At 49.6% G+C, this 19269-nt stretch carries 17 protein-coding genes; 14 read left to right on the top strand and 3 right to left on the bottom strand.

The annotated features are described in order from the left end of the window. The first annotated feature begins 94 nt into the window (after positions 1-94). Positions 95-1591, top strand: coding sequence for a glycerol kinase GlpK (glpK, locus tag AC0YNT_RS19565; RefSeq protein ID WP_475806140.1), 1497 nt, complete (start codon positions 95-97; stop codon positions 1589-1591). A gap of 108 nt (positions 1592-1699) precedes the next feature. After that, the gene (locus AC0YNT_RS19560) at positions 1700-3388 is read left to right on the top strand and encodes a glycerol-3-phosphate dehydrogenase/oxidase (protein WP_475806139.1); all 1689 of its coding nucleotides are present in this window, start codon (positions 1700-1702) and stop codon (positions 3386-3388) included. An 18-nt stretch (positions 3389-3406) separates the two neighbouring features. Here AC0YNT_RS19560 and AC0YNT_RS19555 read toward each other — a convergent pair whose 3' ends face one another. Further along, on the bottom strand, positions 3407-4333 hold the full coding sequence (locus AC0YNT_RS19555; RefSeq protein WP_475806138.1) for an AEC family transporter: 927 nt from the start codon (positions 4331-4333) through the stop codon (positions 3407-3409). Between the two features lie 23 nt (positions 4334-4356). Further along, on the bottom strand, positions 4357-5043 hold the full coding sequence (locus tag AC0YNT_RS19550; protein ID WP_475806137.1) for a metal-dependent hydrolase: 687 nt from the start codon (positions 5041-5043) through the stop codon (positions 4357-4359). Between the two features lie 134 nt (positions 5044-5177). Here AC0YNT_RS19550 and AC0YNT_RS19545 point away from each other — a divergent pair, with 134 nt between their 5' ends. From AC0YNT_RS19545 to AC0YNT_RS19510, 8 genes are all read left to right on the top strand, one after another. After that, entirely contained in the window at positions 5178-5999 is an 822-nt protein-coding gene (locus AC0YNT_RS19545; RefSeq protein ID WP_475806136.1) for a PaaX family transcriptional regulator C-terminal domain-containing protein, read from the top strand. Positions 6000-6549: 550 nt separating this feature from the next. Further along, positions 6550-8166, top strand: coding sequence for a response regulator (locus AC0YNT_RS19540; protein WP_475806135.1), 1617 nt, complete (start codon positions 6550-6552; stop codon positions 8164-8166). 9 nt (positions 8167-8175) lie between these two features. Continuing rightward, on the top strand, positions 8176-9972 hold the full coding sequence (locus AC0YNT_RS19535) for a cache domain-containing sensor histidine kinase (RefSeq protein WP_475806134.1): 1797 nt from the start codon (positions 8176-8178) through the stop codon (positions 9970-9972). Next, entirely contained in the window at positions 9969-10967 is a 999-nt protein-coding gene (locus AC0YNT_RS19530; RefSeq protein WP_475806133.1) for a substrate-binding domain-containing protein, read from the top strand. Before AC0YNT_RS19535 ends, AC0YNT_RS19530 begins: the two co-directional genes overlap by 4 nt. 214 nt (positions 10968-11181) lie before the next feature. After that, positions 11182-12681, top strand: a complete 1500-nt coding sequence (locus AC0YNT_RS19525) for a sugar ABC transporter ATP-binding protein (RefSeq protein WP_475806386.1) — start codon at positions 11182-11184, stop codon at positions 12679-12681. An 86-nt stretch (positions 12682-12767) separates the two neighbouring features. Beyond that, the gene (locus AC0YNT_RS19520) at positions 12768-13784 is read left to right on the top strand and encodes an ABC transporter permease (RefSeq protein WP_475806132.1); all 1017 of its coding nucleotides are present in this window, start codon (positions 12768-12770) and stop codon (positions 13782-13784) included. A 69-nt stretch (positions 13785-13853) separates the two neighbouring features. Continuing rightward, complete coding sequence (locus tag AC0YNT_RS19515; RefSeq protein WP_475806131.1) at positions 13854-14852, top strand: substrate-binding domain-containing protein; 999 nt, start codon at positions 13854-13856, stop codon at positions 14850-14852. Positions 14853-14983: 131 nt separating this feature from the next. Next, positions 14984-15850: a YitT family protein gene (locus AC0YNT_RS19510; RefSeq protein ID WP_167279199.1), complete on the top strand. Its 867-nt coding sequence runs from the start codon at positions 14984-14986 to the stop codon at positions 15848-15850. 5 nt (positions 15851-15855) lie between these two features. On the opposite strand, the gene AC0YNT_RS19505 is transcribed toward AC0YNT_RS19510, so the two are convergent. Continuing rightward, positions 15856-16587 carry a glycerophosphodiester phosphodiesterase gene (locus tag AC0YNT_RS19505; RefSeq protein ID WP_475806130.1) on the bottom strand — a complete coding sequence of 244 codons (732 nt, stop codon included), beginning with the start codon at positions 16585-16587 and terminating at the stop codon, positions 15856-15858. 171 nt (positions 16588-16758) lie between these two features. Here AC0YNT_RS19505 and AC0YNT_RS19500 point away from each other — a divergent pair, with 171 nt between their 5' ends. From AC0YNT_RS19500 to AC0YNT_RS19485, 4 genes are all read left to right on the top strand, one after another. After that, positions 16759-17088, top strand: a complete 330-nt coding sequence (locus AC0YNT_RS19500) for a metal-sensitive transcriptional regulator (RefSeq protein ID WP_441892016.1) — start codon at positions 16759-16761, stop codon at positions 17086-17088. Positions 17089-17108: 20 nt separating this feature from the next. Further along, positions 17109-17309: a copper ion binding protein gene (locus AC0YNT_RS19495; protein WP_167279202.1), complete on the top strand. Its 201-nt coding sequence runs from the start codon at positions 17109-17111 to the stop codon at positions 17307-17309. A gap of 138 nt (positions 17310-17447) precedes the next feature. Further along, positions 17448-18380: a hypothetical protein gene (locus AC0YNT_RS19490; protein WP_475806129.1), complete on the top strand. Its 933-nt coding sequence runs from the start codon at positions 17448-17450 to the stop codon at positions 18378-18380. Between the two features lie 66 nt (positions 18381-18446). Next, positions 18447-19187, top strand: a complete 741-nt coding sequence (locus AC0YNT_RS19485; RefSeq protein ID WP_441892010.1) for a GTP cyclohydrolase II — start codon at positions 18447-18449, stop codon at positions 19185-19187. The last annotated feature ends 82 nt before the right edge of the window (positions 19188-19269 follow it).

The raw sequence follows: 19269 nt of genomic DNA, 5'->3' as shown, positions 1-19269 counted from the left end.
CGCTCTCGAAGGGAGTTTGGCTCAGCGCCTCGAATAGAATACAATAGTTTGTAATACTTGGGACTGCAGGATAGTAAAAAGGGGATCGATGACAATGACGCAGCAGGAAACGTATATTATCGCGCTTGACCAAGGAACGACAAGCACACGTGCGATTTTGTTCGATAAAGAGGGGGTTCCGCGTGCTGTTGCTCAAACGGCCGTAGATTGTACCTTCCCTCATCCGGGCTGGGTCGAACAGGATGCCGAGCAGCTGTGGGAAACGTCGCTTCAGGTCATCCGCGAGCTGCTTGCGACGGAGGGGCTGACAGCGGATCGGATCGCCGCGATTGGTATATCAAATCAGCGGGAGACGTCCATCATTTGGGAGAAAGCAACGGGCAAACCGATCTATAACGCAGTGGTCTGGCAGTCGCGCCAGACGTCGGGCATTTGTGAAGCGCTGAAGGAATCCGGTCATGAATTAGCAATACGGTCGAAAACAGGACTGCTAATTGATCCATATTTCTCCGGTACAAAGGTGAAGTGGATGCTCGATGAGGTTAAGGGAGCACGCGACAAAGCTGAGGCTGGCGAGCTGTTGTTTGGTACCGTGGACAGCTGGCTGATCTGGAAGCTGACCGGCGGGGCTGTCCATGTGACGGATTATTCGAATGCTTCGCGAACGCTGCTTTATAATATCCACGAGCTGAAATGGGATGAAGAACTATTGGAATGGCTCGACATTCCGGCTGCGATGCTGCCAGAGGTTCGCTCAAATTCGGAGGTCTATGGAGCAACGGATGCAGCTTTGTTCAGCGGCTCGATCGCAATTGCAGGCGCTGCGGGTGACCAGCAGGCGGCTTTGTTCGGGCATGGCTGTTTTGAGAAAGGTGAAGCAAAAAACACATACGGTACTGGCTGCTTCATGCTGATGAACACCGGTGCTGAGCCGATTCGCTCGGAGCATGGGCTGCTGACGACAATTGCTTGGGGCATTAATGGGCAGGTTGAATACGCGCTTGAAGGCAGTGTCTTTGTTGCGGGTTCGGCCGTACAGTGGCTTCGCGACGGAATGGAAATGATTGAAACGTCAGAAGAAAGCGAAAGGCTAGCCGCGTCGGTCGACTCGACCGAAGGCGTCTATGTTGTACCGGCCTTTGTGGGGCTCGGCACGCCTTATTGGGATAGCGAAGTACGCGGTGCAGCGTTTGGTATTACGCGCGGGACGCGGCGTGAGCATTTTGTCCGGGCGACTCTGGAGTCGATTGCTTACCAGACAAAGGATGTGCTGGACGCAATGGAACAGTCGGCGGGAATTCCGCTGCAGGCACTTTGTGTGGATGGCGGGGCCATTCGCAACAATCTGCTTATGCAGTTCCAGAGTGACCTGCTTGAAGTGCCAGTCGAAAGACCGGTAGTCAGCGAGACAACGGCGCTTGGGGCCGCTTATTTGGCGGGTCTGGCGGTAGGCTATTGGCAGGGCCGTGAGGAAATACTAGAGCAGAGGCGGCTTGAAAGCGTATTTGAGCCGGTAATGGCGCCAGAGCGAGTAACCGAGTTATATGCAGGCTGGCAGAAAGCCGTGCAGGCAGCATTAGCTTTTCGATAAGAAGATAGAAGGGGAACCGTGGCAGTTCTTCATGATGCGTAATAGCATAATGAAGAATGTTCGCGGTTTTCTTTTTTGGCTAGTATAAGCGATAGGGGCGGTTGGCGGATGGCAAGCGGGAACGGGCAACAGGGCGGCGCAGACAATTTTAACGCATTAAAAAGAGATGAGCAGTTTAATAAGCTTCTGGCCCAGGAGTATGATCTGCTTATTATCGGTGGTGGAATTACAGGAGCGGGAATTGCACTTGATGCAGCAACACGTGGGCTGAAGGCAGCGCTTGTGGAGATGCAGGATTTTGCTGCGGGTACGTCCAGCCGTTCCACGAAGCTGGTGCACGGCGGACTTAGATACTTGAAGCAGAAGGAATTTGGCGTTGTAGCTGAGGTTGGTAAAGAGCGCGCCATTGTGTACGAGAACGGACCACATGTGACAACACCGGAATGGATGCTGCTTCCGATCTACAAGGGCGGAACATTTGGAACATTCAGCACCTCAATAGGATTACGTCTCTATGATTTCCTTGCTGGGGTCAAACGCGGCGAGAGGCGGAAGATGCTTGGTATGAGCGAGACCACTCGGCGTGAGCCACTTTTGAAGCAGCAGGGGCTGAAGGGCAGCGGCTATTATGTCGAGTATCGGACGGATGATGCACGGCTGACGATCGAAGTGTTGAAAAAAGCGGTTGAGCTTGGGGTACATGCCATCTCTTATGTAAAAGCTGATTCGCTTCTCTATGAGAATGGGCGGGTTGCAGGTGCAGAGCTTCGAGATCAATTAACGGGCAAGATCGGCCAGGTGAAAGCTCTTGTCACCATTAATGCTGCGGGCCCTTGGGTAGACACCATTCGGGAGAAGGACGACTCCAAGAAAGGGAAAACCCTTCATCATACAAAAGGTGTTCATCTGGTGTTTGATCAGAAGCGCTTCCCTCTGGAGCAAGCGATCTATTTCGACTCCGACGACGGCAGGATGCTGTTTGCGATTCCTCGCGACGGGAAGACCTATATTGGCACGACCGATACCGATTACCGGCTTGATCTTGCCCATCCACGTATGACAACCAAGGATCGGCAGTACATCCTGAATGCGGCTAATGACATGTTTCCATCACTGAAGCTGAAGGCGGAAGATGTTGAATCAAGCTGGGCGGGTGTACGTCCTCTTATTCATCAGGAGGGGAAAAGTCCTTCGGAGATTTCGCGGAAGGATGAGGTGTTGGTGTCACCGTCGGGCTTGCTGTCCATGGCAGGCGGCAAGTTGACCGGCTATCGGAAAATGGCCGAAACAGTTTTGAATCAAGCCGCAGAGCAGTTCGCTAAGGCAGGGCGGGAAGACATTGGCGAGAGCAAAACGATGACGCTGCCAATCTCGGGCGGCGATGTTGGCGGGTCAGCTGGTTATGAGGCGTATGTGGCGGACAAAACAGCCACCGCCGTCGCTGCCGGGCTGGCTAAGCCGGATGCGGAGCGGTTTGTGCGGCGTTTTGGCTCGAATATGGATACCGTTCTTCGTCTTATGCCGGAAGCGCAGGAAGAAGCGATCCGCAGAAGGCTGCCGGTGACACTTCTGCTGGAGCTTCTCTATGCTATTCGTTATGAGATGACTTGCAGGCCTGTTGATTTCTGGATCCGCCGGAGTGGCAGTCTCCTGTTCGACCGCAGCCGTGTGCTGCGCTGCAAGGACAGCGTTCACCGCTATATGGCGGAGCTATTCGGCTGGTCAGATGGAGTAAGCGTCGCCTATGCGGATGAGCTGGAACGGGAGCTGCGAATGGCGGTTACCCCTGAAGAGTAGAGTGGTGCAGCTCCTATCCTATATTGGGAAAAGAGTCCCCGACAGTTGAATAATGATTGTTAGTGTTACACTGCTGAGCAGGGTGGAGAACAGCACCGCTTGAGCGGCAAAACCTGGCTCGCAATTGTACTCCAGCGCAAGTGCGGCGCTGTTCCGTGAAGTTGGTATCGCACTTGCAATAAAGAGTGCCTGTGCGGTTATACCATGCACATGCATGAGTTCAAGCAGCAACCATGCGATGGCTGGGGCTGCTATGAGACGAAGGAGGCTGCTCCATATGACGGTAATCGTGTGGAGCGACAGCATCGTAGAAGCCATTTGTGCACCGATTGTGAGTAAAGCGAAGCTGAGCATTCCGTCGGCAATAGTCGTTAAAGGTGTCAGAAGTGGTTCTGGCATCTCAATATGGGCAAGGCGTAGGAGAGAACCGGCTATAATGGCATAGAGCACGGGCGTTTTGACAAACTGCAGCAGGGACTTCTTAAGGCCGCTTGCTGCTCTGCTGGCATTAACTAGACCGAAGGTAAAGGTGGCGAACAGTTCAAAGGTAACGACCATCATCTGGATCGACATCGCGAACGGATCATGCTTGAACGCCATTGCATTGACGGGAATCCCAATGTTCCCGTTATTTGTTAAGGAGATGCTGTTAGAGAAGCTGGCGGCAAGCGGCCTCGGATGGCGAAGGATCCGGCTGACGCCTTGGCCGATCAGCACGATAACTACAAATTGCGCGGCGAGGAATACGAATATGGTAGCAATCAGAGAAGCGGTAAGCTCGGCTTCATACACTTTTACAAAGGCAAGTGCAGGGATGTAGTAATACATAAGCATTTTGGAAAAGCCGCCAAGCTCGAACTTGAACTTACGGTGAAGCAGCGCGCCGATCGCAAGCGGGATAAGGATTGGAACGATAATGTACAGGAATGTATGCAGTATACTCATGAGTTCATCTCCTTTGACGTTGTTTAGATGGTCAGATGCTCGCCAGGTGAAAGCACTTTGCCAGTGAGCCCTTTTTGCTGAAGCATGTGAACGAAGGAGGGTGCATCCTGCTTAATGACCGGGAATGTATTGTAGTGAATGGGGACAACACAGCCGGCACCAAGCCATTCCGAGGCAATAGCGGCATCACCAGGATCCATCGTGAAGCGTCCTCCAATTGGCAGAAAAGCAATATCAATATCAAATCGTTCGCCGATGAGACGCATATCGCCAAATAATCCCGTATCCCCGGCATGGTAAAGGGTAACTCCGCCCATCTGCAGAATGATGCCAACTGGTGATCCTGTATAGATGACATTACCTTCCTCAGAGAGGGAAGATGAAGTATGAAGGGCAGGCGTCAGGAAGACGTGCCCAAACGGGAAGTTCCAGGCTCCGCCAGCATGCATCGGCTCGGCCTGAATACCTTGATGTCCCAAATGGATCGCCAGCTCTTCAACGGCGATAATGGGGGCATTGTTTTGTTTTGCCAATGGAATGGCGTCGGTGATATGATCGGAATGACCGTGTGTCAGCAAAATGTACTGGACTTTAACCTGCTCTATGCGCTCAGTGGCGAGCGGATTGCCGGTCAAAAATGGATCGATGATCACAGAATAGTTGCCTTGGGTCACTTGGATGCAGGAATGGCCATGATAAACAATATCCATAAGGAGACCTCACTTTCGGATGGTGAATTATAATTTAATTTTACACGAACGTTTATATTTATGTTATATTATTAATAACTCAAGTATGTCAATCATTTCCTGATACTTTTTTCTCGAGGGGAGTTGTGGGACAGTTGTTGTCGATAGAAAAACAGTTGCTCTATCTCCTTACAAGCGGGGATGGAGCTGGGGCGGGTGCGGCTGTCAGCCGTCTTATTGAGGTGTATGAAGCGCGGGGGATATCTCATCAGATCGTGCGTAACGCGCTCTCTAAGCTGAAGAAGGAAGGGTATGCCGAATCGGCGGAACGATCCCGGTATAGGGCGACACCGCTTGGCGAGGAGTTTATCCGGATAGTTAATGCCAAGCCCGGTCTATATGAGAAGGAATGGGATAGGCAATGGTGCATGGTACTCTTCGAGATACCAGAATCGGAGCGTCGGCGCAGGGACAGCTTCCGGACTGAGCTTTTGCAGCTGGGGTTCGGCTCGCTCTACAAAAGCGTCTATGTCTCGCCGTGGGATTACCGGGAAGAGGTCATCCGGCTTGGCGAGCAGTGCGATGTCAGCAGTTGCATAACTGTGACAAATACAAGTATTGTGCATAATGACATCACGTCAGAGCAGTCGATTCGTCTATGGCCGATTGAAGAATTGCAGGAGATGTATCGGAGAAAAGAGAGCTGGTTCCAAGAATACTTAGAGCCAGCTCTTGCGCGGCTTGAAGATACGGGAACAACTGAGGGTTTGCAGCTATTTGTCTATTTCCTTGAATTGGGCGATGTGATCGCAGAGCTCGGCTTACGAGATCCTATGCTCCCTAATGAACTGCTTCCAGACAATTGGACAGGCAAGCAACTGATGCAGCAATTCCAGGCCAGCCTGCGGCAAATAGCGCTGGCGATACCTGAGCAGTCTCCATACCGCGCCTTTGTGGCGCATTTTTTGGGACGGTAGTGCACAGAGTTGCTAGGCTGTGAGGTAACTTCCTACTACTGCCTTTGCTGGAATGCTGCAAGTGCTGCAACAATGAGGATGCCTCACTAATTAGTGAGGCATTTCGCGTTGTAGGTTGCCTAATGAGCCATTTTTAGACTAACTATGAGGCTAGCCTCACTGTTAGTGAGGGTCAACGTGTGAATAAGGCGATAAACCTCACTAATACGTTATGCGGCGTAGAGGCTTTCTCAAGAGCCAATTCTTTGAGTGGTCGTGCGGGTTCTCAGCACGACTTTTTTCTTACTCTACCGGTTAAAGTCAAACGGAGCATTTTGAATGATTCTGTAGAAGCGTAGCTTATGCTTACGAAGTAGCTTTCTTGCAGAAAGCTTTTAAGCGTTCGCTTTTGCTCAGGAATTCTAACCTTATTAAAAATTGTTCAAAAAAATCCCTGAGCAATGGCGATCGGAAGAACATTCAAATGCGTAGTTTGACATTTAACCGCACCCGATGATTATAATTAAAGCGCATACAATTCCAATCCTGATAGGTACTAGGGGGAACTACCTTGTATACGATATTGCTGGTCGATGATGAAGCGGTCGTAAGAGAAGGCATCAGGGAGCGCATCCCATGGGGGGAGCTTGGCTTCGAGTGCGTGGCGGATTGCGAGAACGGCGTACAGGCATTGGAGGAGATCGAGCGGCTGCGGCCGCATATTGTGCTGACGGATATTAATATGCCGTTTATGGATGGGCTGGCGTTATCCCGGCAAGTGATGAATCGTTATCCGGATATGAAGGTTGTGATTCTGACCGGTTACGATGATTTCGAGTACGCGCAGCAGGCACTTAAGCTGAAGGTGAAGGATTTTATTCTGAAGCCGGTTACGGCTGCCGAATTGTCAGCGATGCTGCATAAGCTTCGACTAGAGCTCGATGAGGAGAAGCAGGAGCGGGAAGATCTGGCCCGGCTGCAAAGCCAGTTGAACGAGAGTATGCCGCTGCTCAAGGAGCGCTTCCTCGAACGAATGTCGACGATGGCGCTAAGCGAGAAGGAGATGGCCTCGCGTCTGCGGTATTTTCAGATTACTCTAACAGGACCTCACTATATTGGACTAGCCATCGATACCGATCGTCTAGATGAGCAAGGTGGGGCGGATACGGACAAGGAGCTGCTCCGTTTCGCCGTGTACAATATTGCACAGGAAATTGTAAGTGAGGAGCCGGATTCCGCGCTGTTCCGAAGCAGAGAAGAACGGGTTATGGTCATCCTGGGAGGAGAGCGCGAGGAGCTTCTTCAGGAGAAAGCACAGGAGCTTGCGGATCGGATTCGGCAATTGGCGGTTCAATTTCTGAAGTTGACCGTATCGGTGGGAATCGGGACTACGGTTCAAGGATATGCACGGATAAGAGTATCCTGCAAAGAAGCTGTTGCCGCGCTGGACTACCGGTTAATCCTTGGTGATAACAGCATCATCAGCATCTCGGATATGGAGAAGCGGCGCAGCTCCCCCGCGGGTCATCCGCCGGAATTCGACCGTGAATTAATAGCCGGTATTAAGACGGGTACAACAGATGAGGTTGAGCGTGCGATCGAAGCACTTATCAATCATAACAAAGCGGAGCTTACAAGTATTGATCAATGTTATTTGCGTATCCAGAAGACGATTCTCGCGGTCATGCAGACCCTTGGTGATATCGGCTGTAAGGAAGCAGATGTCTTTGGGGCGGGTGTAAATCCCATGACCGAAATCTACCGATTCAGGACGATGGAAGAGATCGGGGATTGGCTGAAGACGGCATGCCGGCAGGCAGTTTATAGCGTAACGGCCACACGAAGTGACCAGTGCCGTTCACAAATTGAGGAAGCCATCTCCTATTTGGAGAACAATTATGAGGATGAGGATCTATCGGTCAAAGCCGTCTGCAAACATGTCCTTATGAGCGTCAGCTATTTCAGTGCGGCCTTCAAAGCCCAGACTGGCAGGACGTTTATTGAATATCTCACAGCTATCCGTATGGACAAAGCGAAGGAGCTGCTGAAGTTCACTAGCTTACGAACCTATGAGATTGCTGCCAGAACCGGCTACAGCGATGCGCAGTATTTCAGTGTATTGTTCAAGAAACATACGGGGGAATCACCAACGGATTACCGCCACAGAACAGCTGCGGAACAGGCGTGAGGTGCGCATATGGAGTTATTTAAATTTAAAAGCATTCAGACCAACATTGCCGCTGCTTCGGCCTGCCTTATTCTATTAACCGCTATTCTGCTAGGCGTCATTTCTTATCAATTATCGGCCTCATCCGTTCGTGAAACCGCTCAAGATTACACCGCAGAGCTGATTCGCCAAGTAAATGCTAATATTCAGACCTATATCACCAGCATGGAAAATATATCGATGCTCGCGCTCAGTAACGAAGACGTGCGTGAGCTGGTAAGTGAAGAAGGACATAGCAATACAAGCGCGGAAGAGCTCGCCCGTGAGCAGCGGATCTCGGCTTATTTCCACTCCATCATGGCCTCTCGCAAGGATATCGCTTCGATTAACGTTATCGGCTACAATGGCCGATTTGTCTCGGACCGAGAGCATGCGGAGCTCAATCCAAACATCAGGCTGGAGGAGCAGCCTTGGTACCAAAGCGCACAAGGAGCATCCGGCCGGATCGCCGTTTCCTCCTCCCATGTTCAGCATATGTTCAAGGACGAGTACGATTGGGTGGTTTCACTCAGCAGGGAAATGTGGAGCAAGGATCAGACAGAACCTCGTGGTGTGCTGCTGGTGGACCTGAACTTCAGCGTCATCAACGATACGTTGAATAACATCGATCTAAGTAAACGGGGATACGTATTCATCGTTGATGAGGACGGCAATATCGTGTACCATCCGCAGCAGCAGCTCATCTACAGCAACTTGAAGTCGGAGAAAATTGACGAAGTACTGGCCAAGGGAAGCGGCAGCTTTATGACCGATGAAGGAAAGACAAGCCGAATATATACAATTCAAGATACGGGCTTTGGTTGGAAAATCGTCGGAGTATCCTATGCGAACGAACTGATCGGCAATAAGCGTGAGATGCAGTTATCCATGGTAGCTGCGGGTATTTTCTGTCTCATCGTTGGTTTATTACTCGCTGTCTTTATTTCCCGTAATCTGTCGCGCCCGATTAAGCAGCTGCAGGAGCATATGAAGAAGGTCGAGAAAGGGATATTCAACATCCGGGTGCCAATCGGCAATCCAAGAGAAATCGCCTCTCTTGCCCGGACCTTTAACCTGATGGTCGTCAAGATTGAGGAGCTGATGAGCCAGGTTGTCCGTGAGCAGGAGATTAAGCGAAAGAGCGAGCTGACGGCGCTTCAGGCACAGATTAATCCGCATTTTTTGTACAATACGCTGGATTCAATTATTTGGATGGCGGAAGGGAAAAAGACCGACGAGGTTGTTCTCATGACCTCCGCCTTGGCGCGGTTATTCCGATCTTCGATCAGCAGAGGACAGGAGCTTGTCTCGATCCGGACAGAGATTGATCATGTCGCCAACTACTTGACCATTCAGAAGATCCGGTACAAGGACAAGCTGGATTTTCACATTGAGGTGGATCCGGAAATTTACCACTACCGTACGCTTAAGGTGCTGCTGCAGCCTTTGCTTGAGAATGCGATCTACCATGGCATCAAGAATAAGATTGGGACGGGCACGATTCATGTCACCGGTGGCAAAAGAGACGGCTATATCTGGTTCGAGGTCAGTGATAACGGCGTTGGTATGGAGGCAGAAGCACTCCGTTCTATATTGGAGCCAAGACGAAGCGATCGGGAAAGCAAAGGGGTTGGAGTCGTTAATGTCCATGAGCGGATTCAGCTGTATTTCGGGAAAGATTATGGTCTCTACTACAAGAGTGTTCCGGATGAAGGGACAACCGTAATGGTCCGAATCGCGGCAATCGAAGGTGATGGTTATGCGGGAGGAGGGGAGCTTGGCGCATGAGTGAATACCGGCGCAGATCAGCATCAGCTGTACTTGCAACGATCCTCATACTTGCTGCTGCTTTTGGGATCTACAAATGGGCGGTCAGCCAGAAGACGGAGAAGCCAGTAGATATCATCGTTACGGTAAAAGCAAAAGGGCAGATGATCGACTTTTGGAAGGTGCTTATTACAGGTGTCGAGGAAGCTGCCCATGAATTTGGGGCGAATGTATCGGTTATTGGTCCTCCTACCGAGACGGAGATTGATGTTCAGATTAAGCAGCTGGAGCAGGCAATTCAAGAGAAGCCCGATGCGATTGTAATGGCCGCAACCGACTATAACCGGCTTGTCCCGATAGCCGAGCAAATCGTTAAGGCAGGTATCAAGCTAATAACAGTCGATTCGGGTATTAACAGCGACGACTCGTTAAGTTCTATCGCTACGGATAATATTGCAGCAGGGGAGAAGGCCGGGGAGGAAATGGCTAAGCTGCTGCCGAGTACGGATTCATCGAAAATCGCCATTATGAGCTTTGTCTACGGGACCTCCTCACAGATGGAGCGGGAGAAGGGTGTACGTCAATGGCTAAAGAACAATACGCAAATTGAAGTCGCTAACACGTACTACAGCGAGGGACAGCTGGACATAGCTTATAACCTGACGAAGGAGCTTTTATCTAAAGATCCAAGCATCAAAGGTATTGTTGGGCTGAACGAACCTTCAACGGTTGGCGCTGGAAAGGCGATCATGGATCTGGGTCTTAGCGGCAAAGTAAAGCTGGTTGGCTTCGACAGCTCGGTGGATGAAGTGAAACTGATCGAGGGCGGCGTGCTGCAGGCGACGATTGTGCAGAAGCCTTATAATATGGGCTATCTTAGTGTGAAGACCGCAATAGAGGCGGTACGGGGGAAGAAGATTCCGAAGCAGATTGATACGGAATCGGTCATTATCAATGAAGACAATATGTATACGGAACAAAATCAGAAGCTGCTCTTCCCCTTTGTGGGAGAGTAGCTTTTTTTCAAATTCTAAGAATTTATAAGTTTCATCCTATAACTAGGGCTTAGAATTCTCCGGAATGAAACGCGCCTTGCTGCCAAAGTCGGCGAAGCCGTTTCACCTTGCCGAAACAGATTTTTTTCAACTATTCAAATACATTATTCCATTCTGGCTTTGAGGACGCAGATTTACAATGAGCATAGTAACAGCGGGATGGAGTGGTGTTGGTATGGATGATGTGCTCATTCAAATGGAAGACATCGATAAGCAGTTCCCCGGCGTTCAGGCTTTGAAGGATTGCCGTTTCGAATTAAGGCGGGGCGAGGTTCATGCGCTGGTTGGAGAAAATGGGGCTGGCAAGTCGACGCTGATGAAGGTACTGACAGGGGTCTACCAAAAGGATACGGGCCGGATTTTGTACGACGGGATCGAGGTGGAGGTTCCAAATGCGAAGGCCGCGCAGAATCTCGGAATTTCAATTATTCACCAGGAACTCAATCTCGCTCCCGATCTGACCGTTGCCCAAAATATATTCATTGGCCGCGAGCCAAGGCGGGGACTACGGCTGTTCCTTGATGAGCAGGAGCTAAAGCGCAAAGTGGAGCGATTATTTGAGCGGCTTAATATGGATCTCGATCCTAATGAATCTGTCGCAAATCTGACCGTAGCGAAGCAGCAAATGGTCGAGATCGCTAAAGCCTTATCTTACGATGCCAAGGTGCTCATTATGGATGAACCAACGGCAGCGCTCAGTGATTCAGAGATTGATGACTTATTCATCATTATTAATCAGCTGAGGAGCAGCGGGGTTGGCATTGTCTATATTTCGCACCGAATGGATGAGCTGAAGCGAATTACCAACCGCATTACTGTTATGAGGGACGGTCGTTATATCGATACGGTTCCAACGGTAGATGTGACAAATGAGCAGATCATCGCGATGATGGTCGGACGTGAAATTTATGACAGCACAAAGCAGAATCGGATAGAGGGTACGAGTGAGACCGTTCTGGAGGTTAAGGGCCTCAGCCGTAAAGGTGCGCTACGGGACATTAACTTCAAGCTTCGCAAAGGGGAAATTATCGGGTTCGCTGGTCTTATTGGAGCGGGGAGAACGGAAGTAGCAAGGGCGATTTTTGGGGCTGATCCGATAGATGCGGGTGAGATTACTGTGCGTGGACGCAAGGTTGTATTGCGACAGCCATTTGACGCGGTGCAGGCTGGTATCGGCTACTTGTCCGAAGATCGCAAGCGTTATGGCTGTATTGTGGAGATGGATGTGAAGACCAATGTCGCTGTCGCTTCGCTTAGGCAATATGCCAATCCTTTTGGCTGGGTGAACAGAGCGAGAATTGCGAAAGCGGCCGATCAGATTGTCGACATGCTGAAGGTGAAGACGCCGCATATTGACCAAGAGGTTAAATTCCTCTCAGGCGGCAACCAGCAGAAGGTTGTCATTGGCAAATGGCTGACCCGAGATTGCGATATTCTTATTTTCGATGAACCAACGCGTGGGATTGATGTAGGGGCAAAAAGCGAAATTTACAAGCTCCTTAATGATCTGGCTGCCAAAGGCAAGTCGATTATTATGATCTCTTCCGAGCTTCCGGAGATTCTTCGGATGAGCCACCGCATTATTGTCATGTGTGAGGGGCGCATCACCGGTGAATTGGATCGCGAGGAAGCGACGCAGGAGAAAATTATGCGATATGCGACTTTAAGAGCTTAAGGCAGAGATTATGCTTACGAAGTAAGAATCATCACAGATGGCATATAGCCATCTAAGGTGATAATTCTTTTTAGGAGGATTCACAGATGAAAATGCAGCCGAAAGCCGAAATAGCTGGTGTTGGCAGCAAACAAACCGGCCTTATTCTGAAGCCGGGCGCCCTGCAGCAGGTGCTTGCTTTTGCCAGCCTGATCGTCCTTATTCTCGTATTTACATTCGCATCCAGCAACTTCTTTCAATTCTCGAATATCGTTGGCATTCTGCTCTCGACAGCCGTTACCGGCGTTCTGGCGCTAGGCTCTACTTATGTCATCATTACAGGCGGCATTGACCTGTCTGTCGGAACGGTGATGACCTTAAGCGCGGTTATGACTGGCGTGTTCATTACATATTGGGGACTGCCTGTTCCGATTGGTATTGTTGGGGGCATCTTGACTGGTGCGATCTGCGGCCTGCTGTCCGGCGTGATGGTAGCCAAGCTTAAAATCCCGCCTTTTATCGCAACCCTTGCGATGATGATGATCGCCAAAGGTCTTGCTCTTGTTATCTCCGGCACGAAGCCAATCTACTTCAATGATGATCCGGTGTTCAGCGAAGTGTCGCAAGGCTCGTTGTTTGACAAGATTATTCCGGGGTTCGCGATTCCAAATGCGGTCGTTATCTTTTTTATCGCTGCGATTATCGGAAGTGTAATCTTGTCGAAGACGATTGTTGGCCGATATAACTTTGCCCTCGGCAGCAATGAAGAAGCCACAAGGCTGTCGGGTGTTAACGTGAACTATTGGAAAATCGTCATCTACACCATTACGGGGATTTTCACCGGTTTGGCAGGTATTCTGATTGCTTCCCGCCTCAATTCCGCTCAGCCTGCGCTTGGCTCCGGTTATGAACTTGAAGCAATTGCTGCGGTTGTCATCGGGGGAACGTCACTTAGCGGCGGAAAAGGCACTATCGTAGGTACGGTCATTGGCGCTCTCATTATGAGTGTGCTGACGAACGGGCTGCGTATCTTATCTGTGCCGCAGGAATGGCAGACCGTTGTTGTTGGGATCGTCATTTTGCTTGCGGTGTATGCAGATATTCTGCGCCGCAGGAAAGCTTAGAATCGCTAGAGACTCTGGTCGTTCAGAGATTCTATAAATGAAATTATCCAAATCAAAGGGGAGATTTCGGTGAAGAAGTTTACGGCATTAGTACTTGTTACGGCAATGGCTATCCTGCTGCTTAGCGCATGTGGCTCGAACAATGATTCGAACAGCAAGTCGAGCGGGGGTAATGGAGGGACTAAGGCAAGCGGGGACAAAATTTATATTCCGGTTATTTCAAAAGGGTTCCAGCATCAGTTCTGGCAAGCGGTCAAATCCGGGGCAGAGAAAGCAGCAACAGAGTTCAACGTCGAAATTACGTTCGAAGGACCGGAGACAGAAGCACAGGTCGATAAACAGATCGAAATGCTGCAAGCTGCTCTCGACAAGAAGCCTAGCGCGATTGGCTTTGCTGCACTTGACAGCCAGGCATCCATTCCTCTCCTGCAAAAAGCGAAGGACGCAGGTATTCCGGTCATTGCCTTCGACTCTGGTGTAGACAGCGACATTCCGCTGACGACGGCTTCGACAGATAACGTAGCTGCTGCAGCGCTTGCGGCTGACAAAATGGCTGAGCTGATTGGCGGCTCCGGCGAGATTGGTGTCATCGTCCATGATCAGACATCCGTAACTGGCGTTGACCGTCGTGACGGCTTCGTGAACCGAATCAAAGAGAAATATCCCGATATTAAGATTGTCGACATTCAATATGGCGGCGGCGACCATCTGAAATCGACGGATCTTGCGAAAGCGATGATGCAGGCGCATCCGAATCTGAAGGGCTTTTTTGGCTCAAATGAAGGCTCTGCAGTTGGGGTGATTAACGCGGTTACCGAGCTGAAGAAGGAAGGCCAAATTACAATAGTAGGCTTTGACTCCGGTAAAGCACAAATCGATGCGATTAAGAGCGGTGTGATGGCTGGAGCGATCACCCAAAATCCGGTAGGAATCGGCTACGAAACGGTGAAGGCAGCGGTAGAGGCGATTCGCGGCGAGAAGGTCGAGTCTACGATCGATACAGGCTTCTATTACTACGATAAAACCAATATCGATAACGAAGAAATTAAAGCGGTATTATACGAATAAGTAATGGAATATTAGATAAAAATAGCAGCCGAGTGTCATATTTACTGACGCGCAGCTGCTTTTTTTCTGCCCGTTTTTTTGAAATGACCTTAGGATTGTGTTAGGCTTAAAAGAAAAGGCTGGAGGTCACGATGGCAAAAGAGCATAGAAAATTGTCTGCGTTAGAGATGTTGAAAAGGGTCATTTTTATCACGATTGGTTCTGTATTAATGGGTGTAGCACTGGAATTATTCCTCGTACCTAATGATGTAATTGATGGTGGTATTACCGGTATTTCCATTATGGTATCCGAATTGACCCACTTACCCCTTGGTCTATTCATATTCCTCTTGAACATTCCATTCCTGTTCATTGGCTTTAAACAAATCGGCAAAACCTTTGCCTTTTCTACCCTTTACGGTATCGCCGTTATGTCAATTACGACTCAGCTGCTTCACCATGTAGATGCTTTTACGGAAGAAAAGCTGCTTGCCGTTCTATTTGGCGGTATTATACTTGGTGCCGGTGTTGGTCTTGCTATTCGCTTCGGCGGCTCGCTTGACGGAACGGAAATTGTTGCGATTCTTGCATCCAAGAAATTTGGTATGCCGGTCGGGCAGATCATTATGATTGTTAACGTATTTATCTTTATTCTCGCTGGATTTGTGTTTGAATGGAATTCCGCGATGTATTCGATGGTCACGTATTATTTGGCGACCAAAGTGATGGATATCGTTGTTGAAGGTATTGAGGAATCGAAATCAGTTACGATTATTTCAAGCGCTTATGAAGAAATTGCCGAGACCATTATGACACGTCTTGGACGGAGTACGACTTATATCCAAGCAAGAGGCGGTTATTCCCGCGAAGAGACACAAATGGTCTATTGCGTAGTGAGCCGTCTGGAAGTTGCGAAGCTGAAAGCCATTGTACATGACATTGATACAAGTGCGTTTATCGCGATTGAGAATGTGGCAGACGTACAGGGCGGCGGTTTTACGAAAAAGAGTATCCACTAAGAGGCTTAAAGCTTGCTTAGGACAGCAGTGAGCCGGTCCGGGTAATCGGTAATGATGCCTGCGACTCCTGCTTGTATCAGGCGAATCATCTCGGCCGGTTCATTGACTGTAAATACATTATAAATAACCCCTTGCTGGGCAGCTTCTGCGACCCAGTCCGGCAGTACTGCGTAATGTGAGGCATGCAGTGCGGCTGCCCCGATCGATAAAGCATATTTCCACGGGCGGTATAAGCCTTCCATATACAAAATGCCAGTTGGAATGTCAGGCGCAAGCCGTTTGCATTCGATCAGCGAGTAGTGATTGAAGCTGGAAAGTATAACCTGATCCGTCATACCGAAGGCACGTACGGTATCGATGACTTTTTGCTCCAAACCGGGGTATTGCACGATACCGTTTTTTAACTCAATATTGACGAAGGTTTGAGTCCGCTTCGCCAGGGTAAGAAGCTGCTCGAGCGTTGGAATCCGTTCGTCCTTGAATGCAGGAGAGAACCAGCTTCCGGCATCCAGACGCAGCAGCTCCTCGGACTGGACGTCAGCGACAAGCGCGTTCACACCCGTCGTCCGCTTCAGCTTCTCATCATGAATGAGCACAAGTTTACCGTCCTTTGTCATCTGGACATCTGTCTCAATCCCCGTTGCGCCAAGCGCGATCCCCCGCTCGAATGCGATCATTGTATTCTCCGGATAGTTGCCGGAAGCGCCTCGATGAGCATAATTCATTAATGTCGTCATAGTCGTTCTCCCTCTCCCATCACCATCATAAAATTGAATTAATTCCACTTTACTTTGGATTTGTTTGCTGTGTATTAATCTTCATTTATTCTTATGCTAAAATCGCGGATTGCATACCCCTAGGGGGTATGATATGATAGATCTAAGGCATACCCCCTGGAGGTATTTACGATGATTGAACAAGAGAAGACCGAGCATTGCCATCAAGAACAGCCGGAGCAAGAACGGAAGAGCCATCACTCCGATAAAATGAAATCTAATCTTGTATCTCGCCTGAATCGAATCGAAGGTCAGATTCGTGGTGTAAAGGCGATGATTGAGAAGGATACGTATTGTGATGATGTGCTTAATCAGATTGCTGCGGCGCAGTCGGCACTCAATAGTGTTGGGAAGCTTCTGCTGGAAGGTCATCTGAAAAGCTGCGTGATGGAACGCATTCAGGCGGGAGAAAGTGAAGTAATCGACGAGCTGCTTGTGACAGTAAATAAATTAATGAAATAAGATCAGGAGGGATCTAAGTTATGGCAAACGTTACATTGAAGGTAGAAGGTATGTCGTGTGGACACTGTGTGAGTGCAGTTGAGAAGGCAGTTACCGGAGCAGGAGCAAGTGGTTCAGTTGATCTGGCAGCGGGCAAAGTAACTGTTCAGTATGACGATAAGAAAGTAACCCTTGAAGCGATCAAAGGTGCTATTGAAGAACAAGGCTACGATGTAGTTTAAGCTCCGAAAGCGTCTAACAGCACCTCTTAAGAAGCCTCCAAACCGCTGATTAAAGCGAGTTTGGAGGCTTCTTTGCTGATTATCAAATACCGGCTGTGGGTATATTGATAGGGACGATGGAAGGAGCGAATGAAATACATGCAACAGAAACGACATCGAAAAAATCGGCATCGCACATTACATATAGGACTTATGGCGGTTCTCTTATCCGCTGGCTATACAACGGGTAACACAGGCTGGGCGGCTTCTGCTTCTAAGGCTGATGCCTCAGCTTTAACAAGTTTTGGTCAAGTCAGCAATCGATCAACAGATAGAGAGACCGAATCCCATCACCACCATACAGAACATCACAATCAAGCTAATGAAGATGGCCAGAAGCAAGCAACTGCTGTGGAGTGGAGCTTCTCGCCGAAGCAGCCAGTTGCTGGAGAGAGTACCCTTATTGAACTTGCTATTGCGGATGGAAATGGTCAGCCCGTTCAAAGCTTTGCGCTTAACCATGAGAAGGAGATCCATTTAATTGCTGTCAGCAGCGATTTAAGTGAGTTTCAGCATCTTCATCCGGCGGATGAAGGATCAGGTCATTTTATGGTTGAGGCTTTATTCCCGAAAAGCGGAACGTACAAGCTGTTTGCTGATTTTATCCTAGAGGGTGGCGAGCATCAGGTCGCTCAGACCGAAGTTGTGGTAGGAGGTAAGACGGCTGCTGCACAGCGGCTGGAACCTGACAAACAATTGGTTAAGACGATAGCGGGAACGCAGGTGACTTTGCAAACCGATGCGCTCCGTGCAGGACAAGGAACATCATTAACGTTCTCATTCAAGGACGCGGTTACCGGCAAGCCCGTACAGGATATGGAGCCTTATCTTGGTGCGGCCGGGCATGTCGTCATTATAAGCTCTGACCTCAAGCAGTACTTACATGTTCATCCGAAGGAAGGGCAGTCAGCTGGACCGGTGGCAGCATTTGAAACAAGTTTTCCTGCACCGGGTCTCTATAAAGTATGGGGCCAATTCCAACGGCATGGCGATAACTTCATCGTTTCCTTCACTTTAAAAGTTGGGGAATAAGCATAGCAGCAGTCACCCTTGAGCAACCTAGGTCAATAATGGAAGTGAAGGGATGGTTTGTGAATCATGAACGATAAGATAATCTCGATCCTTGAAGGCAAAATTCGGCATGTGGAGAGTGAGGACGGCGAAATTTATTTGGTTGGTCCGATCAAGCTGCCGGTAAATCTTGATGAGGAAACGGTCATTTTCCATTGGTACTGCTGGCTGCTGTGCAAGGAAGAGACGGATAAGCTGGAAGATATTATTCACAAGTTGTCAGGCGCTAATCTCGCGGAAATGCAGCAGTCCAGCGTACTTGTCTATGGCGATTTCGAGCATGCGGAAGAGGCCTTTATCCGGATGCATAGCATCTGCCATACCGGTGATATCTTCGGCAGCAAGCGCTGCGACTGTGGCTATCAGCTGCATCAGTCGATGAAGATGATCGTATCGCATGGCTCGGGAGCGTTATTCTATCTGGCTAATCATGAAGGCCGCGGCATTGGCCTATTCAGCAAAGCGATGGCTTATTTACTGCAGGAACAGGGCTACGATACGGTAGAGGCAAACTTGAATTTGGGCTTTGTTGATGACTCACGCAACTACAGTGATGCGATCCGCGTGCTGCGTGCCTTGCGGCCAAAGAATAAGCCGGTGACCCTGATTACGAACAATCCGAAAAAGCTTGAGGCACTCCGTTCTGCGGGGCTTGATGTGGAGGACCGAATCCCGCTGTGGGGTGATGTGTCTGAATATAACGAGAAATATTTGCAGACCAAAATCAACCGGTCCGGCCATCTGGTCAGCGGCTGTCCGGATCAGTAGCTGTCCATCGTGCATTCGTCCTATTTTACCCGTGCTATGATATAATCCATCTAAAAGCGAAGCGATGGAAGCGGGGGCGAAT

Source organism: Paenibacillus sp. J22R56, assembly GCF_056269375.1.
The sequence above is the reverse complement of the archived record's forward strand: the minus strand, read 5'-3'. Positions and strand labels throughout refer to the sequence as shown.